The sequence below is a fragment of the Sphingobacterium ginsenosidimutans genome, assembly GCF_039536865.1.
Lineage (GTDB): Bacteria > Bacteroidota > Bacteroidia > Sphingobacteriales > Sphingobacteriaceae > Sphingobacterium > Sphingobacterium detergens.
In genome coordinates this window covers 1,275,558-1,298,397 of the sequence record NZ_BAAAZK010000007.1, presented here as the reverse complement: position 1 = coordinate 1,298,397, position 22,840 = coordinate 1,275,558, and the positions used below count along the sequence as shown (strand labels likewise).

The window sequence follows — 22,840 nt, the reverse complement described above, 5'->3', positions numbered from 1 at the left end:
GGTCCCTTAATCTGTATTTTCGGTATCTACCACATACCGCTTACATACCGCTTGTATTCCTCGGATAGCCTCCGTAGCAGCCATACTTTTGCTACACACATAAAAACAAAAGAATATGGCAAATCAATTTTTAGTTAAAGAAACGATGGCAGCTATACGAGGCTTATCTGCTGCTGAAATTTCGGCTTTACAAAACGGAACCTACGACGGTGTACAATTATTAGGCTATTATAAAAAAGGGGATACCCCAACACCGATTATTTATTACCTGGCGTCGACGACTCCTAATCCCGGTGCAGATGATGGGGGAAGTGTGATCACAGTGAGTGAAATCAACCTCTTTCACGAATTTTGTGATCGAGTGGATGTCAGCTATTTTGGTGCAATTGGTGGCGTTGCCGATTGTCTCGAAAGAATCAATCGCGCTATAGTATACGCAGAAAGTAGCAATGTGAAAATTGTAGAAATCAGTCAAAATGTTCTTTTGAGTCTGCCTGTTAGCTACGATGCTTTTGGTATAATTATGAAGTCGCATGTTTATCTGGAACTGAATGCCACAATTGCTATTCGCGCTAATGATTATCCGCGGTATGCAATTATTCTATTCTCAAACGTTACCGATAGTGGTGTTTTTGGTAGAGGTCGGATCGTGGGCGATATCGAAGCACATACTGGGACTTCGGGAGAATGGGGGAACGGTATCAGTATTTCCGATGGCTGTAAGGACATCAGCGTCCAAGACATTACGATTGAGCAATGCTGGGGAGATGGCATATGGATAGGTGGTCTTCATACCTTATCCAATGCCAGCAGTAATATTTCCGTCAATCATATTATAGTAGACAAAAATGGACGTCAGGGTATCACCGTCACTAAAGGAAATAATATCAGTATTTCTAATTCTACAATCAGTAATACAGGGACAGTTAAGGGGAAATTGCCAATGGATGGAATTGACATCGAACCGAATGAAAATAATCGCGTGTCCAATGTAAATATTTATGACAATACTTTTATGAATAATGTTGGCCATGATTTCGAAGCCAATTGCATGCGACCAAATACTGAGATCAAGAACGTGAATTTTTACAATAACACGATCCAAGCTACTGAGGAAAAAGCTTCAACAGTAAGCGCTTTGATTAAGGTTAATGCTGAAAGATTTAAGGAGGATATGGTGGTGAAAAATATCACTGTTAAAAATAATCATCTATCCTTTGAAACTAAAGGAACGCATAAAATAACAACATTTATCTATTGCTATGGATCCGCAAAGGCTATTGATATAAGTGGCAATACATTTGCAACTAGCCTCGACATCACTTCGATTAAACTTGACACGGTCTTCGATGTTGTCATTGCTTCTAATTTCTCCTGGCGATCATTCCATTTTGTGTTATGTCAAACCGAAGTTCAGGGATTAACCGTTCATGCGAATACTGTTGACACATTAATGCATGCAATGGTGTCTGCAGGCAATAGTTCCAGAATTAAGGTTTATTCCAACACGATTAATAAGCAGATAGGTGCCTCTGTCATGGCCTATAATTATAGCAATTGTAGCGATTTGTTCATTTACAACAATAACAGTTCAAACCTAAGTATGGGCTTTTTCTCCAATAGTGGGATGTTGTCCAATTGCATTGTGAAAGGCAATGTCATTAATAATTTCAACAGCTCCGGTCGGGCAAATGGTCCCTGTATTTATATCACAGGAGTTGCTGCCAGTACAAACATTGTAATAGAAGATAATACAATATTACAATCAGCAAATGCTTTATCTGTAGGTATTAGAGCCTCTCTGTCGCTTTCCGAAACCTATATTAAAAATAATATTCTGATTGGACAGTTTGTGCAGAGGATCTCCAATGAATCGGGGGCATCTGTAAAGGTATTGGATCAAAATATTACTTTGGAGGCGAACAATTCTGAAATAGGCTTGGTGAAGAAGTCCGCAGCTGTGGCAGGTTCAGCAAGTCCTTTGCCAGATACAGTGGCAGATTCGGTAGCGAATACGTTGCCCGAGGTAGTTGCTAATTTGAACACCCTGATTGATAAATACAATGATCTCCGTAATTTGACCAGCGAGGTCCGTGGATCGTTGAATGCAAAATTGGTTGCCGATAGAGCCAGTGGCCAACAAGCTTAATCTATCTTTTGATAAACCAAAAAGCTTCCCTCTAATCGGCAGAGGGAGGCTTTTTTTATTTAGCCTCTTGCAAACGAGTGTACTTTTCGGTATCTATCCCATACCGCTTACATAAACCTTGTTTTCCTCAGATAGCCTCCGTAGCAGCCATACTTTTGCTATACACATAAAAACAAAAGAATATGGCAAATCAATTTTTAATTAAAGAGACCATGGCGGCAATGACAACATTATCTACCGCTGAAATCAATGCACTAGAGATCGGAACTTATGAGGGAGTTCAGTTATTGGGCTACTATGAAAAAGGTGATACCCCAGCCCCGATTATTTATTATCTAGCTCCACTTACTCCTGATCCCGGGCCTGATGACGGAGGTAGCGTCATTGCCGTAAGCGGAATAAAATTAATACACAAGTTTCCGGAAAAAGTAGATGTAGGTTATTTTGGCGCATACAAAGCAGGTAATGTAACCCAAATTATTCAAAAGGTGATCGACAACTATAAATCTGTCGTCATCTCCAAAGATTGTCTAATAAATCCAGTAGATAGCAATTATCCAGCTTCTAAATTCGGTGGTGGAATTAAATTGCGAACCAACAGTACATTGAGCTTTATTAATCAAGCTACCCTAAAAATGGAGCCAACAGCAGCCGACGCATATACTTTTATAAGCTGTGTCAATGTCTCCAATGTTTCTATTTATGCTCCAAAGATAATCGGAGATGTGGGGGAACACCTTAACATTCTAGGGGAGGATGGTTATGGTATTTATATCGTGGATTGTGAAAATATCAATGTATATGAAGGCTATATCTCCAAATGTTGGGGGGATGGTTACTATGTAGGTTCTGATAGTAAAGGGACAAAAGGAGGAGGATTATTTAATTGTATCGCAGACGATAATCGTCGACAGGGGTTGAGCATCGTTAGCTGGGAAGAAGGTGTAGTCAACGGAGGCGCATATATCAATACAGGAGAAACGTTGTTCAAAGCGCCAGGCTACGGTATTGATATCGAACCAAATGCAAAAGGTACCGATATTATCAATGTTACTTTAACAAATGTAACGACCAGAAATAATAAAAAAGGAGGTTTGCAGTTGGTCCCCGGATTTCTTACCGATGCGAAATACATAAATCCATCTTATAATGTTAAGATAACAAATTATACCTCAGTAGATGATGGTACAAGTGGTGCGATTCGCTTTGCAAACCCGCCATTGGAAGCGAATGGAATGAGACCATCTGAAAAAATTTATGGCGCAATATTTATTCAAGGAGTGACGATATTAAATTCAAAGGAACGATCCATAGATTTTGCACGTTGGTTTGAGGGATCTCCGAAAGTTGTTCTGAGAGATATCTATATTGAGAATTGTAATCAAGATCATATTGTTAGTACGAATGAGAGCCAATGTGCTGTAGTTGCCTACATAGACCCGGCTCAATCGTTACAATTGGGGCATGGCGAAGTTAGCATCGAAAACATTACCATTGTTGATAACAGAACTACCAAATGGATGCTCGTACCGATATGGTTATATTGTGGTACCAGCCAGAGTATTGATAATTTCTACATAAAAAATATTAATACCTATGGGCAGAAATCGGTTAGCAATGGTGAGATTATCATAAGTAAGACCAATGGATTTAAGAATGAATATGCGGTAAAGAAATACCGAAGTTTTTCTTCAGACTTGGACATCGTATCGGGATCTTTCAACGGAATTGTTTTGTCATCGACTGTTGACAATGTGTTTACCCTTCCATTGGCAAATAATAGCGTAGGCCTGGAGTATGAATTCGAAAATCCAAATGCTATCGTCTCCCAAATACGCGTAAAATCAGGCGATAGTATAGGTAACAGTGTGAATAATGCCGCAACATCCTTGGTTCTTAGAACGAATAGAGATAGAATTAGGGTGAGAAGTGTCGGTCGAAACAAATGGGAAATTGTTGAGCAGTTCGGAACGATAACTACCAATGGATTTTTAAGTGGTTTTAAGAACAAGAATTTAACAAGATATTCCGCCACAATCCCTAGTATCAGTGGAGAACAAGGAGATGAAGTTTATAATAGTACAAATATTATTGGACAGCCCCTTGGTTGGAAATATATTGGCAGCAATTGGATTCCTTTTGGGGTTATCGGTATGTTACAGGCTATTCCATCAGCAGATTCAGCATTGGTGCCAAGTGTTACTTATGCACAATCAGAAGCCCAAAGTGTATTGAATGAACTTCGGGATTTAAAGACGAAATTAAAGGCTGCAAAAATATTAGCAGACTAAAAGTCTGTGATTGGAATTTAATTCTTAAATAGCTAGGTGAAAGAAATGCGATATTCTCAAAGATACCGCATTTCTTTGTTCATGGTATGTAGATTGAAATGCATGGATTCAAAGACTTTTCGGTATCTCTCCGATACCGCTCAAATATGCCTTGTTTTCCTTAGATAGCCTAGTTTACAGCCATACTTTTGCTATACACATAAAAACAAAAGAATATGGCAAATCAATTTTTAATTAAAGAAACAATGATGCAGATGAAAAATCTGCTGGCAAGTGAAATCGATGGATTGAAAGGGAACAATCCAATCTATGCAGGAGTTCAGTTATTGGGCTATTATCAAAAAGGGGACACCCCAGAGCCGATTATCTACTACTATGTAGACCCATTAAACGATCCTGATCCGGGACCAAATGACGACGGAAGTGTCATTGTAACTGGCAGCATTAAGCTTGTACATAAATTTAAGGGATTTGTAGATATTAGTTATTATGGACACCAGTCAAATACAGATTTTAGTCCTGCCTTGAATATTATCTTAAAGAAATTTGGACAGGTAGATCTGGGTACAAGGGAAGTGTTGTGTAAGAATATTCAAACTGTTGTAGATGGTTCAAAAATCAAAAACGGTACATTAAAATTTAATGGCGGAATTGGCGATAGAATCTTAACAGTAAACAATAGTAATGTTGAAGTAACTGATATTGTCTTGGATGGAAATAACAAGCAACCAAGTTTCTCCTTGGTGTTCGTTGCCGATAACAGTGAGAATGTAGTAATTAGCAAGACTGAGTTTAAAAATCTGACTGCTACTGTGAGTGGAGGCAACCCGAGTAATAATGCGTATGGCCTAATGCTGTCCCCTTATGGTGTTCGGAATTTTTCCATCCACAATTGTGTATTCAAAGATATCCGTAAATATAATAATACAGCTGTAAGTGGTACCCCAATGGTAGGGCAAGGATTTACGGGCGGAATATTTTTATATAACGGTTCAGAACCAACCACACCTACAAGCAATAGTAGCAGTGGTATCATCAAAGGGTGTACTTTTGAAAATATTGTCAATATACTCGATGATGGTCTAGACTTTAATACATATTCAGGGTATTTAGATGCGGATGGTATCCGGTTCTATAGCGTTGCTGGCGGTGTCAATTATTTCGATATCACGATTTCAGATTGTATATTCAGAAATATCTCTAAAAGAGCCGTAAAATTGTCTGGGGTAGGATTGTGTCGTGGTATAAAAATGTATAATCTGACAGTGTATGCAACAGCAATGCAATATCCGATGGTTTCAGCTATAAAACTTGACGCTGATACCATTGTGGACGGTTTAAAATTTTATGCTTCAACGTTAAGTGATAGATGTACGATATTTTTACAAATGCAGGGCAATTATAACTTACAGGTTAGAAATGTGTACGCCAATTACGTTGATGGGGCTATTCAGATTGCTCCAGTGAATACGGAGAACATAAGAGATCTGAAGTTCGAAAATATCACAATTGATAGTTATTCCAACTATTTTATAACACAAGGTGGAACGGTGGTAGCTTCACAAAAGCGAATTAGTTTTAAAGATTGTGTTGCACTACCAGCAAAGGATCTTGTCGATAAATATGCTGTTAGATTGGGAAGCAGTGTAGATCTCACCTGTGGAGTGAGTTTCAAAGATTGTAGAATTGACGGCGCGAATATTGCGCTTTCCGGGACAGATATCTCTATTAACGGTCTGGATATAACATTGGATAATACCAATTATATCGGAAACAGCACTGCAGGTGGCAGTATTTTGTCGACTGGTTTGTCATCCTCAGTAAACAACTATGCAAATGTTTCAATCGTAAATACCAATATTAACATTCTCAATGTAAATGCAGCTTTCTTAACCTCAAATAGGAGTTTTTTACTTACTCGAGGTAAAGGATATGCTATTGACAATCTAAGGCTCAAAGTATCGGATAATGTAGCGACAAACGTCAGCCATTTGGATATCATGGGAGAAAACGTAACTGTGGATAATCTGCTTTATGACGGAACATCCTCTTTAAGGATTGGTGTGCAAGACTATATTAAAAGTTCATGTTTTACAAATGTGATACGAACTACACGGTCCACGTTGGCACCTAAAACTTTTATCATATGTGGAAATACAAATAATGCGAATGTATCGTTTGCGAATATCTATGATATGTTAGTGATGGATGCCCCCGTCATGTCCTTTAATTCTGGAGCGAAATATATAGTCAATGGATTATCTCACAATTCAACCAATTCTTCTCCTATATTGGATTCGTCTCTTACGGTACCAGTTTCTAAAAATGGTGTTATTAAATTTAATTAGGCTATTCCGTGTCAGGATTTGATCAACGATTTCTCGGAAATGGGCAATAAATATTCCATAACTAGTGAAATCAATAGAATAGCCAAATTGCCTCCCTTTGCGATTAAAGGGGGGCAATTTTGTTTAGTTTTCTTCGTAGCTCTGGGATCTTAAATGAAGCACACTTTTCGGTATCTCCCCGATACCGCTTACATAAACCTTCTTTTCCTCAAATAGCCCCGCACACAGCCATACTTTTGCTCTACACATAAAAACAAAAGAATATGGCAAATCAATTTTTAGTTAAGGAAACGATGGCAGCTATGCGAGGTTTATCTGCCAATGAAGTCACAGCTTTACAAAACGGAACTTATGAGGGAGTTCAGTTATTGGGCTATTATCAAAAAGGGGATACCCCAGCACCTATTATTTATTATCTCGCTCCAACGACGCCTGATCCGGGGTTGGATAATAGTGGAAGCCTCATTGAAACTGGCGGAATTAAACTTGTCCACCATTTTATGGATCATTTACATGTATCGTATTTTGGCGCGACTGGCCAAGGTTTATCGGACGCTACTGAAGGTATCCAAAAGGCAGTGAATTATTCAGCTACTAGAAAAATACCATTGCTATTTTCTGAGAAGACCACGTACATCACAAAGGCAGTTATCAATCTACCGTCCAACACAACTTTATACTTTAATAAGTCTATCGTACAAAAAACTGTTCAAACCGATAAGGACGCGATATTTGCATCAACCAATTCGGCAAACATTAGGATTAAAGGACTAATAGCGGAGGGATCGTTAACTAGCAACGGTTCGATTGGTTATTCAGATATTTCTTCTTCTTTACGATTTGATAGCTGCACAGATATTACTATAGATGAATTCAATTTATCAAAGATGACATCAGGACTGAGAATTTATTATTGCACCGGATTAAAGGTAACGAATGGAACAATACATAATAATATTTTAACAGGAGTGAGCGGCTTTGTTAATAATTTTGAGCTTGATAATATCCTTTTTAAAGACAATGGTTATTTAGTAAATGGAGATACTCACGACGTTTATTTAATCAATAGTTCGAAGGGTATCTTTAGAAATATAACTTTTGACACTGCTATTGATCCCGATTCGTACAATTTGGAAGTCAAATATTCCCTTCAGGAAAAAAAAGACGATCCGATAAAAGATAGCTTTGATAAAATGGAAGATATTCTTATACATGGATGTCGGTGGATCAGTGGTAAAGGTATGGATTTGGTAGCTGAAGCCCCAGCAGCTTCAAATAGAAGACCTCTCAAGCGAATCACAGTGAAAGACTGCGACTTTGGAACTACCGGTTGGGCGAGATTCACTGGAGTAGAAAATTCTTATTCGATAAATAATAAAGGCAATATACTGCAATATAGTACATCGAGTACCTATGCGGGCCATACACCAAGTTTTACCTCTATTAACGATACTTTCGAAATTGTTTACTGCAATAGTTTATCCGCGCATTATGCTACCGATGTGAATAATGTACAATTTATAAATACTGTCGTTAATAATAAATCTGGAGCAGCATTTCGATATTATGAACCATCTGCAACACCACCCGCTTGTACAATAGTGAATCCCGCTATTTTAAATAATTCCCCGAAAGCTTTCGACGCACAATTTATTGCGTCTATCGGCAACGGAAGGGTGGCTTGTACGGGCGGAGGTCTGGCTGATAAATATAAGAGAGCTATGCCCCTAAATTATATTAGTGGAGGGAATATAATACCGGATAATAGTAAAGGAGATAATGAAGCTGTCTTTCTTCGGATTGTTGATTCTCCGACAGTAATCAATGCGCCTGTCAACAATATCAATAATACCAAAATGAGAATTGTGTTGTTGACAGCCGGAGGCCCTAACTATAAAACCATCGCATTTTCGGAAACATCTTATAAACTATCTCAAAATACCATCACTGCTCTTTCGGCCAATACAGCAGGGAGCCTAATGGAATTGGAGTTTTTATGCTATAACGGTGTTTGGTACCAAACAAATGATGCATCATGGTCTAATGCGTTGTTCACGACCAATATCAGAAGAAATATTGCCGTAGTCAGCGCAAATATTCCAACTTTTACAGACAACCTGGATGTGGTTTTATTTGATGCTACATTAGGAAATAGAACCATTACTTTACCGACGACAAGTAAGGATGGCCGTTCCATTCTGATTAAAAAGATTGACAGTTCATCGAATACAGTGGTTATAAGTCCAGCCGCAGAGCATACGATAGATGGAGGTGCTGCTGTGACGTTGAGTGCTGAAGGGCAGTTATTGGAAGTTATATTTAAAGAGAACAAATGGCATACAATCGCGAAGATACCAGTTCTAGCGAATACTTCGGTAGCGGGCTTAGTAAAGCAGGCACTGGCTAGTACAGATTCAGCAACTGCACCGGGAGCCACGTATGTTCAAGAAGAAGTACAAAGTTTGCTAACAGAACTTCGGAATCTAAAAACAAATTTAAGGAATGCCGGTGTTTTGGCTACGTAATTACAGATATATCCTATTCTATGAAAATCACCAAACGCCAAGGAGAAGCTATCCGATTAAAGTATTCGGGCACTTTTTGTATTTTTTTACTCAATAGATTAAATAACATTTCATATATTAGGGTTTAATTAATTTACATTTATGAACAGAAAAGTATTTTTTACTAAAATTTCACTATTAGTGAGCTGTCTTTTAATTTCATTTACATCTTGTGAAAAGAATAACGAAATTTCAAAAGAAAACGAAATTTCAAAAGAAAACGAATCTTCAAAGAAAGATGTTTCAGGAATTGACAGCACTTCAATTAGAAAAAAAGGCCAAGGCTGGCCATCAGGAGGATCAGGCTGTGATGTTTTCGCTCCAAATTATACACCTAATTTTTGTGGCTGGCCCACCAAATGGTATAATAATTTTATAATACCAAAGCAGCAACAGGGTACGATAATAGATATAGCCAATCTTAGTCCAGGAAGTTTCGGACCCGATTTTAGTATAAATTTCCCATTTGGTATTTCGAGCAAAAATGGAAGATTTACTTTGATTGGACAAACTGATGGTAATTTAGTACTTAAAGATAACTCGAACGGGAGAATTCTTTGGGCTGCTGGTTCTAATGCAAAATATGGAACTAGATATCCATATAGGTTATCCTTTCATGGAGATGGTAACCTGGTTATTTATGCAAGTCCTTACGGAAATGGAAATTATGACACAGTAGTTTGGGCAACTGACAATTTATCAGTTCCAGCTACAGACTCTTTTGCTTATGTAGCAAGGAATTCATTTTATCTGTTACAAAATGATGGGAACTTCGTACTTTATAGATCATTAGGTCCAGCATCAGGAAATATAATGGATACTAATTTACGCCTACATCCAGTAGCAGAGACAGGAACGGCTAATGGAAACATATCAAACCATATAGGGGCAATCAAATAATTTTTTTACAGGTAAAAATAGTAAAAGCCTAGATTTTTAGTCTAGGCTTTTTTTCATTTTCCTGTATCGAAAACATTATTTCCCACTGAAATCGATGCACTATAGAACGGCGCCTATGATGGTGTACAACTATAAGGATATTAGTCAGCATCGAATATTTACATTTTTTTCCTTTATATCCCATTTCATAATCCGCATTTATAGTTGACCTTTCATTAACGTTGGGGAATGTTGTGAAGACTTGCAGACAAATCATCTATAATTTGTTGTTTAGTAGCGCTTGTCAAGCACGCTCTCTTCCGCCCATCGGTTTAATTAGCCTTGGTGACGTCAAATTTACAGTAGCTTGCGCTGTTTGAAGTTACTGCCGCAGTCATTTTTCCGAGTGCATTTTTAAGCTCCGGATCTTTCTGAGCATAACTATGTGTAAAATTGGCAATGATGGCGATTACAATTAATAAAAAGGATCTCATGGCGTCTTATTATTCTAAAAATTTCCCGGCAGTTCAATCCTGGGCTCCCATTCGTGAATGGAATAGGAGAGCGCTAGCTTGTATTGCCTCTACAGAAAGATACGTCTTTTTTCTTTTGTTTTTCTTATTGAATTTGTGTTTGAAGGATAGCGCATTTTTCGAATGCAGAAAAATAACTTAATAATTTTAGGGACAACTTGGTGCTATAGCCGTTTACCTTAATATAAAACAATTATCAATTACATTTTTAAACTAAAATAATGTTATTAGGACTAACTTTATGGCAACTTCTATTTTTGTTAGAGTTTTTACTGAAATTAATTTCGCTGTTTCTATTGATTTCGAATAGGCGTAGACTACGACCATTCAATTTCCTCTTGTATGTGTTAGCTATAATATATTTGCCATTCGTCGGTAGTATTTACGTACTTATTCTACTTAAAAAGATAAAAGGAGTCCGAACGGGTACAAACATGGCTGTATTTGGGCAGTCTAATTTTATCAGTAGATAAATTTTACTAAATAATTAAATATCAAATCAATTCCAAAAAACAATAAATTATATGAAAAAACTAATGATTCTGGTGTTAACAACTCTTGTTTTGGGTTGTAACAAGAGCGATGTAACCTCTATAAAAGAGAAGCAGCTAAATGAATACGAAACGTTCAAAAGAGCAGCTGGAATAAATGATGATAATTTGGCTATACAAAAATTTTTTGAGCAGAAAAATAAAGAAACAGGCTCCAAAATATTGTATTATTCTTTTGGATTAGATAAAAAGCAGGATACTATAAATGCTTATCTTCCTAATAACAGTATCCAAAAAAAGGCATTCTCAAGCAAAAAAGCAGAACCTAGTGCTGAAGATTGGAAAAATTTCTATACCTATGACGCTTCCGCGATGTTGGATGGTCTTTCCTCTACAACACCCAGCTACGATGCTAACGTGAAATGGACAGTTCTAACCAATAGGGCAGGTCTCTGGAATGTTTTTTCAGAAGAAACGATAACTCTAAAAAAATATGGTACATGGAGCAAAACATATATTCATGCAATTGCACATTTGGGATCATATATCAAAGGAACAGGGTTTATTCCTCTGCCTGTTTCTTGGAGTGAAAATCTCGTCGATATTTATCCAACTGCGGATAATTTAACTTACGAAACTCGCAATTGTATTGTTAGAGTATTAGGAAGTGTCTCAATGGGGTGGTCATGGACTACTGGAAATTATTGTGTGATAACGGCTAAAGAGTATTAAACATGTATTTCATTAATAACTTTTTCATTTGCCTAATATTGACAATGAGTTTTACTCTTGCATGCCAAAGTTCTCAGATCAAGGGGGCTCCGGGACAAGTTGTTGACTATAAATTGACTGTAACTATGCGGATAAATAATCTATCTCCATTTAATACATATCTTTGGGGATTTGATACTATTATTATAGAACCATATTTGATCAAGCAAAATCATATTAAGATGAATGTTTATCATGATCAGAAAAAAGAGGTCGATACAGAAAATTCGTTTTCATCAGATTCACTTGCCGGCTACTTTGTATCTTCGGTGAATACCAATAAAGCTTACACTTTTGACGCAAAGCACAATTTTATTAAAGAAATTCCTAGATCAGACAAAAAGAACGGCTTTCTATTTGAAAGAAACATAAGTCCTATTGCACCTTTGATAGCCGATTTTAAGGTTTCTGGTGACACAGTAGTGGAAGGACAGACTAGAAAATTACTTAGACTTCTAAAGAATAAGGATGGTGTAGAAACCGAGTACCGTATTACGTTGGATCAGTTGATGTTTAATAAGATAAATATTCATCCAATAAGCGAAGATTTAGATCTTAAATTCAAAGGGACATGTATGTCGTTGGAAATTCTATCAAAATATAAAAATGAGCAGAGCAAGGTCGAAATTTTTTGTAAAGTTAGCCATGATTTATCTTCAAATGATCAAAATATAATTAGCTATTTTAAGCAATGGCAAAAGAAATAGATTGCTCCTTCAAAAATTATAGTTATTATACTGTCCGGACGCCTATTCTATAAGCAGGCATCTCTATTATTAGCATGTTGGGTATTCCTAGTAGGTTGCATCCGGATACGGGGCACAAAGAACTGTAACATCGACAACGCCAAGATGAATGAATGTAATAGTGTAGGTATCCGTGTCAGCGGCGATTGGTTCGGGTTTACGGGCACAGCAATACAGTGCGGTTATATCTCCAATATCGGTAATTATGGAGCAGGCTTTACAGATTGCAAAGATGTACTTATTAGCGGTTTGAAGATTACAAACCCAGGTGTATCGGCTTTCTATTTTAATAATGCGACCGATGCGGTTAAAATAATAGGCTGTACCACTAGGGATAATAAGAGCCCTAAGCTGATGACTAATTCAGTAATCGTTGAGTCTAATTTGCCCGCTCGAAATCCCAAGTATATTATAGCGGATAATGATTTTGAGGATGCCATTGGCAATAAAATTACGATACAGAATGGCGTAGTACAAGATCGTATGAAAATCTCCAACAATGTAGGTGTTTAGGGTAAATTAATCGGGTAGGATAGTGGGATAGGAGACAGACCTTTTATGATAGTTAGGATTTAATCAACATTTTCTCGGAAATGATCAATAGTTATTTAAGGTAACATACATATCTTTAGGTATTGAAGAACCACACGTCGGTTTACGGTTAGTTCGACCAACAGATTAGCCAAATTGCTTCCCTCTGCCGGTTAGGAGGGAGGTTTTTTTGTTTTTGGGGTTAAAGATTAAAAAATAAACTACAAATGTTTAATATTTATAACAGCGTATTCTAAGGTCATGCCCAAGACTTTGTACTTACTCGCTTTATTAAACTTCTAAATTAAACTTCTAAACGATCCGGAAATGGATCGAATAACACAAATTGTTTTTATATTTTAAAGAAGGAAATAATAATGATATCATTATGGGATATATTCTTAGTCAACACATACAAAATTCTAATTAATAAATATGAAAAGTAAAATCCAAATCTATCACTATGATTTTTTGAGAATAATGAAAAGGTATTCAATTATGGGAATGTTCTTTAATGGTCAATCGCCCTTAAAAGAGAGGGTCACTAGAATAGTCCTGGGACTCATTTGGATAATTTCTTTAATTGCCATACTCTATTTATGGTATTCTCCCATTTTAGGTTGTATTCAATATGGTATTATGATTCTCTTCTTAATTGTAAGTTATCTCCTCTTCGTATTTTTCAAACGAGCAGAGCTAATGATCAAAGGAGATTATGATTCTCTATTTGAGAAGAAAAAAGATGAAATACTAGCAATGGTAATAGAATTAGAAATGACATTTGAAGAAGTTACTAAGGCACAAAAAGATTTTTACGAACTCTCTTGTTCCCAAAAGAAGGATTATGCTTCATGGAGTATCTTTTTAAGTATTGTTGCAATCTGTTTTACGATTGTTGTCTCTTTTAATAATGTAAAGGAGTATCTGGAGTTCCTCAAAATGTGTGTAGCTTTTTTAATAATTTTAGCTGCATTGTGGAATGCTGCTCATTTTATTATCAATGATTTTTTTAATTCTAATTCAAGAAGATATTCACAATTATCTCTAATTTTTATGTGTATCAAACCTGAACATTTGGTAGTGAATACAGCCAAGGCAGATGTAAAAAAGAAATCTCGATTTTTGAATTTTATATCGTGTATTTATCGGAATCTTAATCAGTAGAGCCGCCATTATTTGGCACTTACTACTTGATGGATACTCCTCTATTAATTTTAGCGAGTGTTCATCAAGATGATTGGATGGAGCAGATAGGGAGGGAACCGAACCAATTGGCCCAGACCATTTAAACGCACTTTTTGAGTACTTTTTTATAAATGCCACGAATATGGATTTTTATCTCGTTCAATGAGTCATCATCCGACGATGATTATCAAAAATACATAATATTTTAAAATTTATCTGAAAATTTAAAATTAAAAGCACTATATGTAAAAGCATATCCTTGGACCTTTAAAACTTCACCAACAGGCGAAATGATCTTTTGCATGGTACGCTCCTTATTTCTGATAGCACCATCGGTTGTTTTTCTGCTGCTGCCTGCTACTCCTTGATTGTTCATTTAGGTTTTTGTACAATAGGTTTCTTGGGACGGGATTAATTTCGCTATTGTATGGATTTAAAGCAAGGCAATGTTTTTTTGCTAAATGGTGTGTAGGATATAAAATAGGGTAAAAGCAAATTTGGATTTAGGAATAAACATTATCTTTAATTCCTAAATTTAAGATAAAATATGAAAGTTATAAATGACAAGTTAGCACTTTTGGCTAATATTCCCAACCATTACCTTGTAAGAGCTTCGGGCTCCTCCCATCCTTATTTTGAAGGTTTTATGTCAACTGCTGAATCTATACAATCCATACTAACCGAAAAGGAGTTCGAGTATTGGTGTACAGAAAAGATGTTACTAAAACAAAAGCCCTTTGCGGAAAAGAAATTCATTCAATACGCTGTGGAAACAACAGTTGCCAAATACTTTGGTACCAAATTTCCTGAAGGGTTTAGAGTGGAGGCAAAGGTAAATCCTGAGAATTATAAAGATGTTGATTGCCAATTTATAGATAATGGCTTTGTGTATAATGTTGAAGTAAAATGTTCAGATTTCAAGTCAAAAGAGAAAATTGATTCGCAAGATGCCTTTAAGTTTGTCACCGAAGGAAGATTGCCGGACAAAGGGCAGAAAGTTATTAACACCATTACCGACGCACTAATAGAAAGTCTTACTAAAAAAGGTGAAGAAATAAAACCATTTCTGGTATCAAAGAATATGGACAATAACCTGAAAGAATTTCTGGAATTAGCACATGAAAAATTTAATCCAAATCCATCTGAAACAGAAATTAACATATTATTGGTAGGTTGTGATGACGTTTATGATATTCAAAATTGGGTTAATTATTTGTATGCTCATGAAGGATTATTCACCAAAGATTCTTTTGCGGATAGGAGATGTTATCAGAACGTTGATCTTGTTGTTTTTACAAACCAGTATTTTAAACACAATAAAGTCTTAGAAAAAAATGTTGCAGCCAGCTGGACCTTGGATGACGGATTTAACATCGTTATGGTAAATCCAAACCGCCTTTTGAAAAAAACAGAAGGTATTCGTCATTTCTTGGATATTTTACCCAATTACAATACCGAGTTGGGTAAATACGAGGTTCCAGGCATAGCGGGACCGTCTGTAAAGGATTCTGTTAGGATATCCCATTTTGTAAAGGAATATCTTGAAGAAAAGCTCGGTAGATATGTATTTGAGGCAAAGCCGTAGCCTAATTATTTAATATAATTCATATGGAAAAAATTGGAATTTGTGCCTTGTGCAAAGAAAAGAAAAAGTTTATGCGGGCACATGTCATTTCCAAAGCCTTATTCAAATCAATTTTTCGTGAGTATGGCAAAGTACATTACGTGAATGTTGCCGACCTGGAAACGCCAAATAAGGTGCAGGACGCTTTTTTCGATAACGCACTATATTGTATTGAATGTGACAACACATTTTCACCGTATGAGCAATATTTTGCAGATTTAATTCGTGGAAGGTTGGCTGAAATTGGTGTAACTGCCAATTTGAAATTGCTGTGTCCGCCAAATTATAACATAGATGTCCACCAGGATGTTGATCCAATATTATGCCTGTGAGAGTGATGCTGGAACAGCAGCCGGTTGTTATGTTCTTTATAAATGGCTGGATCATCGTTTACAATCTTGACGACGGTAAGATTCCGTTTTTTGAGTATAGACTTCAAAATGAAAATCAAATAAAAATTGTCAGGCTTAGCGACGAACAAGGAATCATTCTATTGGATAAGATAACACATCTGATCGGCCCGTTTCGTAAATCTCTTGTTGAATAAGTATAATACCTAAAAACAACGTTTAATTATGGATTAACTTGACAATATTAAAAGTTTCTTATTTGCAGATGAAGTAAAAAACACGTCTGCTAACCAAAATAGCGAAAATTCTTATTATTTCGCTGATCATAAATAATATTGACAAAACTGGCTTACTAGAATCCTTGACAAACCCTTCTGATAAAATACAACATGCCTTTTATTTGCTTTAGGTACGAAGAAAAATGCTTTACGAAATGGGCAAGAAGCATCTGGTAAATCTGTATCACCCTGAGTTTTCTGATAGGCCCAACAACTGGGAATTTCAGATTTTCTTCTATTTTATTCAAAACCTTTCATTATCATTTGATGAAAAATTAAATAAAATCGAGTTTTCAATAGTCGCATTTTTTGACCAAGGTATCTACAACACAAAGGATAAAATAGAAGCTATTGATTTTGGTGTAGAACATTTAAATAGAGCTGTGTTTACCTGTACAAATAAAATTAAACTTATCGGGTTAGCTGATCATTTGGGTTTTGTCTTCAGTAAATCTCTTAGGACGTTCAAATAACGCCCCCTTTGATATTATTTCTCTAAGGCGAGACATCTTCGGGCAATAGCTTTTGAAAATTGTAGAAAATAAGCTTTTCATTTATTTAGATGCTCAGGATATGTTAGAACGCTTTCATACAATTAAAGGAAACGAAGTGAAAATGATTCGGTAGTAAAGGATGCAGAAAAAAATATGAAGAGCCAATTACCCACCTTTTCTCAGGAAATGTTAAAGGCCTGTAACAGAACTTTAGAAACAATATACTTTTTTAAATTGAAATTTGCAATACAACATTAAAAAACCGCCATTGAATTTGGTTTATTGAAAATTGCAATGGGAATATTAATGATGTCTAATAATTGTTAATTTCACCTTGAAAACTACTCGTGAATTACCTATATTTGTTTTTAATTGCCAAGTTATTTTATGTGCATTAATAAGCAAATATTATCAATTTTGTATTACCATGATAAGATCAATAAGTGTTAAGAATTTTATGGGATATAGTTCTTTTAAGTCCTCTAATTTTGCGGATTTAAATGTAATTATTGGAAAAAATGATACAGGTAAAACGGGGCTTTTAAAATTATTATATGCGACTACAAAATGTTTAGATATATACAGTAGAAGAAGTCAAGGTGCTGAGATTAATTTTAAGAAATTATTAGCTGAAAAACTAACAGATACCTATCAACCTGGAAAAAGAGGATTGGGAGAACTTGTTAGTAAAATTACAAAGGAAAAACTATCAGTAGATATAGAGTATAAGCACAATAAATTGGGATATGAAGATCGACTTCATTTCTCTTTTGGTGATTCAACTAATAATACTATTGTTGATGGACAAGAGGCTATTAAACCAATATCGGATAACTTTAGATGCCTATTCATTCCTGCAAAAGAAGTTTTAACTTCATTAAAAGCAATACGAGCAACTAGAGATAATTTGCATATGCCTGGATTTGATGATACTTATCTTGATTTGATCCGTGCCTTAGTTATACCAACTCAAAAAGGGAATATTACTGAAGAACTCAAAGGCGTTAATAGGAGATTAGAAGATTTATTTGAGGGGCAGATAGAGCAGCAGGTCGAAGACGATTTTGTATTCAAAAAAGGGAATACAGAATTTCCTATGCAATTAACTGCAGAGGGGGTAAAGAAAATTGGTATATTAACAACTTTAATTAGAAATAGGCAATTAAATGCACATTCAGTATTGTTTTTAGATGAACCGGAAACCGCCCTGCATCCTGAGGCTACACGGGAATTAGTAGAAATGCTAATTTTGATGGCGAAATCTGGAATACAAATTTTCATCGCAACACATAACTATTTTGTATTAAAACAACTTCATTTATCTGCACGAAGAGATAGTGTTGAAACAAGTTGTTATTCTTTGGAACGGGAAAAAGGAAAATCTGTTTCTGTGAAATGGACTGATTTAAAAAATTCATTTCCAGAAAATCCGATTTCTGACGAGTCTGTAAAAATGGCTGATGATGAAACCAAACTAGATCTTGGTATAAATTTCTAAAATAAAATAATGCCACAATTTACAGAAAGTAGTATAACCCTAGATTTTCCAGATGACAATCATTTTAGATTTGCTAATTGTCGAGGCTATCAAGAACTCTCTGGTTTTAGTTTTAAGGAAATGGATGCCGGATGGTTTGACGTGCAAGAAAATATTTGTTGGTTATTTGAATTAAAAGATTATTCAATAGCAAACATTGATGATCAAAATTCAATTGAAAAACGGGTTTTGGATTTGCTTAAGAAAAGTGTTGATAGCTTATCAATGATGTTGTCAGCAAAACACCAATACACTCATGGCCAAACTAAAATTAGTCCTTGCTTCCCAGAAAATTACCCAAACGAGACTACTGTGTTTAACTTTATAAATATAATTCATTGCAATTCCAGTCAAAAAACCGCTGTGCCCTTAATCAATGAGCGCTATAGGAATAGGTTTAAACCTTATGCCATGCTTTTCGGAATCAATACATATTCTGTTATTGAACATTCAAGTGCAGCAGAACATATTGAGTATGTTCGATAATATTTGTCATCGAATCAATATTTTATTTCTTATTAGCCATCCCGGAAACTTTTAATTACAGTATATCATAGAAATTTATTATAGCTTTTAGACCTTTAATTACCTTTTTAGTTAGAAGGAGGCAGCTCTTTTAAAATTCTTGAATAAACTCTTGTTCAATACAGACTATGTTCAGGGAAAGGAGGGATTAGAACGTCTTGAATTTTTCAGTCTTTATGTACATAATATTGTGTATCAACCAAAACTGCCATGAATTTGGATATTCATGGCAGTTGAATTTTTAGCGGAGGGAGGTATTCGGACCAACTGCCCTAGACTAATTGTAATTGTTGACTGTGCTCAATACAATCGAATTTTTAATAGGCATTAAAATCCTTCATTATCATCCTCTTGGTTAAAACCCAGCATTTCCCAATTCGGATATAGGATTTCACTTCCAATTATTTCATTTAACATGGAAATAGCCACCAGAGGATCTATATGACTGTGGTCAAATTCTCCATTTTCATATTCTTGATGTAAACGGTCAAAGAAAAGCTCCTCAAATATACCCCAACCTACAAATGCTAATGCATCTGTATTTTCAAATATTCTCGTTTTTAAAGTATTCCAATCAGTATAATCTTCGGGGACAGGTTTACTGAATCCTTCTAAAAAACGTATCCCTTCATCACAAATGGAATCAAGCAAATGGCCATGACCATTCGGATCGTGATCCATCAAAATTCTAAGCAGTCTTTTTGTTATTTCATTAAGTGCAATCTTCGAATTTTTTAAAAGACGTGGTAAGGCCTGAAACGATGAAAGGTTAACCATAGTAATTACATACGGCGCCAATCCAACTTCAAAGGCATGACGCCATAAAAAGGCAAATCCGTGAGTTTTTAATGAATTACCTTTCGCTGCCATTACGGCTAGGGCACATCTCATTTGATTCTCATTATCCTCCATTCTGAAGTAATCCGCACCTCCATATAGCATTTCATCATATAAGCACAAATGGTATCCTCCAAGCTCCTGTGCGTTGAACTTTATCTCTGGAGAAGTATCAGCAATTAAAGATGGTGAAATAATTTCAAGTTGGATTCCTGCCTGTGTATTAATCGGCTGAAGGCAGATCAGTTTTCTGTCCATCCAAACGATATCATTAAACAAATAATGACGAAGTAAAGTCGGCCAATGCGATGCAATAACCACATTAATTACATCTCCATCAGCAAGAAAAGGCAAATGAGTTTTTACTTCTGCTGCATAGGCACCAATTTCAGTCCCAACCTCTCTGGTTGGACCTTTTAGGTTTTTAAGCTCAATAATAATTACACTCTGTGTAGTCGGTGCGTAAACAAGAAAATCTGGCTTTAGAATATCCTGATCACTTAATGATATATCCCTGTTCTCTACAATTACTTCATTATTGTCAAATGAGGAAAGGCAAAACCTGAAGGTATCAATAACTTTGCGAAGACTGAAGCTCTGATTATTTGAAAGTGAGTGCTCAAAATCATCAAAATTTGTAACAAAATCAGCCAATGATTTTCCCTTCGCGAATTGTTCACTAATCCATCGCTGCATAGCGCTCTCATTTTCGAATATCTTCATCTATTTTGGTTTTGTTCTCTTGACATCAAGGACAAGAATAGTTTATTGCGCTATTATTTCAATAGCTCCCGTAATAAATTATTAGTTATTTTTTATTTGGCTGGGAGTGTTCCTTCTTCCTGGTACTTTAATAATAATCAATGATCGAAGAGTACCATCCTTATCACTAATAATATGCAGTTTGACTTGTTGTTCAAATGATTTAATACCATTAAGATTGGCCTTATTTAGATCTAAAACGAGTAATATACCAGCTTTAACATTTGTGTTTTGATATTCAAAACTTTGACCAGAGTATTTTGAAATTAGATCATCAAATCCGGTTTTATTTATTTCACGTTTTACCTCCACAATAAATCTATGATCAATAAATTTAAAGGCTACATCTGCTCTACCACCTGCAATATCCATTACTTCTATTTCTGTAGTTCCATTTGAAGGTACAGCTCCCATGTAAAGGCTATAATCTTTTTGCAATGCTTCTTCCTTTGGTAAAGGAGATTTCGTGAAAAGATAGGATACGGAAGGATTATTCTTTTTTGTCGAATCTATTCGGCTCTCTAAGAATAATAATGAATTGTAGAGTAGCCATTGAAAGTTAAATTTTACTTCATCATTATGGAAAATGTCGTGCTCAATTAATGAATGTGACAAACGTTCAAATTCTGATTTTAAAATGAGGGAAGTTCCTCCAAGTTGATTTTTTCTATATTCCTTACTAAAAGTATCAAACTTGGTTTCAAATTTTTTAATATCTGATTCAGTTGGGGTTACTTTATCTTTAGTTAAAGTAACCCCGAATTCATTTCCCAACTTCTTGTATTCATTAATTGTTGTATAAAATGAATTTCCAATTTCCCATAATGGATCTTCTTGGTTTCTTATTAACCATTGATCTAATAAAAAAGAATATGTGTCATTTTCAATTAGTTTACCGGATATATAAGGTTCAATTAATAGATCCACTCCATTTGATTCCTTTTTATAAAAAATTGTTCTATTACATTTATATAGCTGCAGTAGAAAATTCTCAATGACAACCTTTGGCTCGAACCATGATGTTTCGGATAGATAATCGGCGGTAAATTTAAGTTTTGAAACGAGTGTCTTCCAATTGATCATTTCTGATTCTCTTAACGATTGCCAAGTAAATGAATTATTATAGTGCTGCCATAAATTTGCAAATTGAAGGTCGTTTTCTAATTCAGTTAAGATTTCAAGATTTATACCTTTATAGTTTGACTCAAAAAAATCTAAAAATATTTGCAAGACCTTTTCAAAACAAATTGCATTAGGGTAAACATTACTGTCTACTCCACGAAAATGATCCTTTGCTATTTTAAAGTTATCTATTACTAGGTTTCTAGAATCAGCATTTAGTCCTTTATTAAGGTAGGCCATTCCTATTTCATAAAGAAGTTCATCATTGTTTAATTCGTCAGTTAGTAATTCTTCAAGTTTTTGAAGTAATTCTTCAACATTGAAATGGGAATATGATAAACCAAGTATTTTATAATAGCAATCTTGAAAGAGATCTTCAAGATAATTTTCCTCTTCAAGCAGGTAGGCAATGAGCGAATGTTTTTTTGTAGCACTAGTCAGTGAAATTGAGAATGCTGATATTAAATATTGTGATCGAAAAAATCCCTTTTTGTTGGAATTTAAAAGAAGGGAAATTAGTTCTTTAAAACATCCCTCTAATCGATTAGCGTACGTACAGATGGCTAGGGATATCTCTTTTAAAACAAATTCGTCGTCACATAAGTTAAGGCACTTATTTATGAAACTAGTAATGTCTTTAACAACTTTAGGGGATGCTTCATTTATCTCATTTATAACAACTTGTAATATTTCATCTAATATTTTCGATTTGAAAAAATTATCATCTTGTTCTAAAAGAGTATTTATACCTCCAATACCATTTAAAGAAATAGATTCCCCTTTTTCAAGCGCATCCATAACATTTATTTCAATGCTAGTCATA

20 protein-coding genes are annotated in these 22,840 nt (G+C 35.4%); 16 read left to right on the top strand and 4 right to left on the bottom strand.

The genetic code is table 11. The features are described from left to right. The first annotated feature begins 115 nt into the window (after nt 1-115). From ABFX33_RS17825 to ABFX33_RS17805, 5 genes are all read left to right on the top strand, one after another. Nucleotides 116-2,149 carry a right-handed parallel beta-helix repeat-containing protein gene (locus tag ABFX33_RS17825; protein ID WP_346087191.1) on the top strand — a complete coding sequence of 678 codons (2,034 nt, stop codon included), beginning with the start codon at nt 116-118 and terminating at the stop codon, nt 2,147-2,149. A 182-nt stretch (nt 2,150-2,331) separates the two neighbouring features. After that, nucleotides 2,332-4,440: a hypothetical protein gene (locus ABFX33_RS17820; RefSeq protein WP_346087189.1), complete on the top strand. Its 2,109-nt coding sequence runs from the start codon at nt 2,332-2,334 to the stop codon at nt 4,438-4,440. A 215-nt stretch (nt 4,441-4,655) separates the two neighbouring features. Next, the gene (locus tag ABFX33_RS17815; protein ID WP_346087188.1) at nt 4,656-6,788 is read left to right on the top strand and encodes a hypothetical protein; all 2,133 of its coding nucleotides are present in this window, start codon (nt 4,656-4,658) and stop codon (nt 6,786-6,788) included. A 263-nt stretch (nt 6,789-7,051) separates the two neighbouring features. Continuing rightward, nucleotides 7,052-9,313, top strand: a complete 2,262-nt coding sequence (locus ABFX33_RS17810) for a hypothetical protein (protein ID WP_346087186.1) — start codon at nt 7,052-7,054, stop codon at nt 9,311-9,313. 141 nt (nt 9,314-9,454) lie between these two features. Continuing rightward, complete coding sequence (locus ABFX33_RS17805) at nt 9,455-10,252, top strand: hypothetical protein (protein WP_346087184.1); 798 nt, start codon at nt 9,455-9,457, stop codon at nt 10,250-10,252. 311 nt (nt 10,253-10,563) lie between these two features. Here ABFX33_RS17805 and ABFX33_RS17800 read toward each other — a convergent pair whose 3' ends face one another. After that, nucleotides 10,564-10,725 (bottom strand): hypothetical protein, encoded by a 162-nt coding sequence (locus ABFX33_RS17800; RefSeq protein WP_346087182.1) that lies wholly within the window; start codon nt 10,723-10,725, stop codon nt 10,564-10,566. 260 nt (nt 10,726-10,985) lie between these two features. Between ABFX33_RS17800 and ABFX33_RS26765 the strand changes: the two genes are divergently transcribed. From ABFX33_RS26765 to ABFX33_RS17780, 5 genes are all read left to right on the top strand, one after another. After that, on the top strand, nt 10,986-11,237 hold the full coding sequence (locus ABFX33_RS26765; protein ID WP_428835652.1) for a DUF5378 family protein: 252 nt from the start codon (nt 10,986-10,988) through the stop codon (nt 11,235-11,237). 51 nt (nt 11,238-11,288) lie between these two features. Further along, nucleotides 11,289-11,987: a hypothetical protein gene (locus tag ABFX33_RS17795; RefSeq protein ID WP_346087180.1), complete on the top strand. Its 699-nt coding sequence runs from the start codon at nt 11,289-11,291 to the stop codon at nt 11,985-11,987. Nucleotides 11,988-12,031: 44 nt separating this feature from the next. Further along, the gene (locus ABFX33_RS17790; RefSeq protein ID WP_346087178.1) at nt 12,032-12,733 is read left to right on the top strand and encodes a hypothetical protein; all 702 of its coding nucleotides are present in this window, start codon (nt 12,032-12,034) and stop codon (nt 12,731-12,733) included. 144 nt (nt 12,734-12,877) lie between these two features. Then, nucleotides 12,878-13,285: a hypothetical protein gene (locus tag ABFX33_RS17785; protein WP_346087176.1), complete on the top strand. Its 408-nt coding sequence runs from the start codon at nt 12,878-12,880 to the stop codon at nt 13,283-13,285. A 453-nt stretch (nt 13,286-13,738) separates the two neighbouring features. Continuing rightward, on the top strand, nt 13,739-14,467 hold the full coding sequence (locus tag ABFX33_RS17780) for a hypothetical protein (protein ID WP_346087174.1): 729 nt from the start codon (nt 13,739-13,741) through the stop codon (nt 14,465-14,467). 226 nt (nt 14,468-14,693) lie between these two features. Here the strand turns inward: ABFX33_RS17780 and ABFX33_RS17775 are convergent, their stop codons facing one another. Next, nucleotides 14,694-14,864, bottom strand: a complete 171-nt coding sequence (locus ABFX33_RS17775; protein ID WP_346087172.1) for a hypothetical protein — start codon at nt 14,862-14,864, stop codon at nt 14,694-14,696. A gap of 171 nt (nt 14,865-15,035) precedes the next feature. Here ABFX33_RS17775 and ABFX33_RS17770 point away from each other — a divergent pair, with 171 nt between their 5' ends. From ABFX33_RS17770 to ABFX33_RS17745, 6 genes are all read left to right on the top strand, one after another. Further along, nucleotides 15,036-16,073: a hypothetical protein gene (locus ABFX33_RS17770; protein ID WP_346087170.1), complete on the top strand. Its 1,038-nt coding sequence runs from the start codon at nt 15,036-15,038 to the stop codon at nt 16,071-16,073. Nucleotides 16,074-16,096: 23 nt separating this feature from the next. Then, nucleotides 16,097-16,444 (top strand): hypothetical protein, encoded by a 348-nt coding sequence (locus ABFX33_RS17765; protein ID WP_346087169.1) that lies wholly within the window; start codon nt 16,097-16,099, stop codon nt 16,442-16,444. Beyond that, on the top strand, nt 16,435-16,659 hold the full coding sequence (locus ABFX33_RS17760; RefSeq protein ID WP_346087168.1) for a hypothetical protein: 225 nt from the start codon (nt 16,435-16,437) through the stop codon (nt 16,657-16,659). Before ABFX33_RS17765 ends, ABFX33_RS17760 begins: the two co-directional genes overlap by 10 nt. A 236-nt stretch (nt 16,660-16,895) precedes the next feature. Continuing rightward, the gene (locus tag ABFX33_RS17755) at nt 16,896-17,213 is read left to right on the top strand and encodes a hypothetical protein (RefSeq protein WP_346087166.1); all 318 of its coding nucleotides are present in this window, start codon (nt 16,896-16,898) and stop codon (nt 17,211-17,213) included. A gap of 448 nt (nt 17,214-17,661) precedes the next feature. After that, nucleotides 17,662-18,732: an AAA family ATPase gene (locus tag ABFX33_RS17750; protein ID WP_346087164.1), complete on the top strand. Its 1,071-nt coding sequence runs from the start codon at nt 17,662-17,664 to the stop codon at nt 18,730-18,732. Nucleotides 18,733-18,741: 9 nt separating this feature from the next. After that, nucleotides 18,742-19,257, top strand: a complete 516-nt coding sequence (locus ABFX33_RS17745; protein ID WP_346087163.1) for a hypothetical protein — start codon at nt 18,742-18,744, stop codon at nt 19,255-19,257. A 366-nt stretch (nt 19,258-19,623) separates the two neighbouring features. On the opposite strand, the gene ABFX33_RS17740 is transcribed toward ABFX33_RS17745, so the two are convergent. Continuing rightward, complete coding sequence (locus ABFX33_RS17740; RefSeq protein ID WP_346087161.1) at nt 19,624-20,856, bottom strand: hypothetical protein; 1,233 nt, start codon at nt 20,854-20,856, stop codon at nt 19,624-19,626. 81 nt (nt 20,857-20,937) lie between these two features. Further along, on the bottom strand, nt 20,938-22,839 hold the full coding sequence (locus ABFX33_RS17735) for a hypothetical protein (RefSeq protein WP_346087159.1): 1,902 nt from the start codon (nt 22,837-22,839) through the stop codon (nt 20,938-20,940). Between the last annotated feature and the right edge of the window lies 1 nt (nt 22,840).

Coding starts and splice junctions, on each gene's coding strand:
- ABFX33_RS17825 (WP_346087191.1), top strand. CDS start 116: ATGGCAAATCAATTTTTAGTTAAAGAAACGATGGCAGCTATACGAGGC.
- ABFX33_RS17785 (WP_346087176.1), top strand. CDS start 12,878: ATGAATGAATGTAATAGTGTAGGTATCCGTGTCAGCGGCGATTGGTTC.
- ABFX33_RS17770 (WP_346087170.1), top strand. CDS start 15,036: ATGAAAGTTATAAATGACAAGTTAGCACTTTTGGCTAATATTCCCAAC.
- ABFX33_RS17815 (WP_346087188.1), top strand. CDS start 4,656: ATGGCAAATCAATTTTTAATTAAAGAAACAATGATGCAGATGAAAAAT.
- ABFX33_RS17745 (WP_346087163.1), top strand. CDS start 18,742: ATGCCACAATTTACAGAAAGTAGTATAACCCTAGATTTTCCAGATGAC.
- ABFX33_RS26765 (WP_428835652.1), top strand. CDS start 10,986: ATGTTATTAGGACTAACTTTATGGCAACTTCTATTTTTGTTAGAGTTT.
- ABFX33_RS17800 (WP_346087182.1), bottom strand. CDS start 10,725: ATGAGATCCTTTTTATTAATTGTAATCGCCATCATTGCCAATTTTACA.
- ABFX33_RS17755 (WP_346087166.1), top strand. CDS start 16,896: ATGGGCAAGAAGCATCTGGTAAATCTGTATCACCCTGAGTTTTCTGAT.
- ABFX33_RS17760 (WP_346087168.1), top strand. CDS start 16,435: ATGCCTGTGAGAGTGATGCTGGAACAGCAGCCGGTTGTTATGTTCTTT.
- ABFX33_RS17810 (WP_346087186.1), top strand. CDS start 7,052: ATGGCAAATCAATTTTTAGTTAAGGAAACGATGGCAGCTATGCGAGGT.
- ABFX33_RS17765 (WP_346087169.1), top strand. CDS start 16,097: ATGGAAAAAATTGGAATTTGTGCCTTGTGCAAAGAAAAGAAAAAGTTT.
- ABFX33_RS17735 (WP_346087159.1), bottom strand. CDS start 22,839: ATGACTAGCATTGAAATAAATGTTATGGATGCGCTTGAAAAAGGGGAA.
- ABFX33_RS17775 (WP_346087172.1), bottom strand. CDS start 14,864: ATGAACAATCAAGGAGTAGCAGGCAGCAGCAGAAAAACAACCGATGGT.
- ABFX33_RS17740 (WP_346087161.1), bottom strand. CDS start 20,856: ATGAAGATATTCGAAAATGAGAGCGCTATGCAGCGATGGATTAGTGAA.
- ABFX33_RS17780 (WP_346087174.1), top strand. CDS start 13,739: ATGAAAAGTAAAATCCAAATCTATCACTATGATTTTTTGAGAATAATG.
- ABFX33_RS17790 (WP_346087178.1), top strand. CDS start 12,032: ATGAGTTTTACTCTTGCATGCCAAAGTTCTCAGATCAAGGGGGCTCCG.
- ABFX33_RS17795 (WP_346087180.1), top strand. CDS start 11,289: ATGAAAAAACTAATGATTCTGGTGTTAACAACTCTTGTTTTGGGTTGT.
- ABFX33_RS17805 (WP_346087184.1), top strand. CDS start 9,455: ATGAACAGAAAAGTATTTTTTACTAAAATTTCACTATTAGTGAGCTGT.
- ABFX33_RS17750 (WP_346087164.1), top strand. CDS start 17,662: ATGATAAGATCAATAAGTGTTAAGAATTTTATGGGATATAGTTCTTTT.
- ABFX33_RS17820 (WP_346087189.1), top strand. CDS start 2,332: ATGGCAAATCAATTTTTAATTAAAGAGACCATGGCGGCAATGACAACA.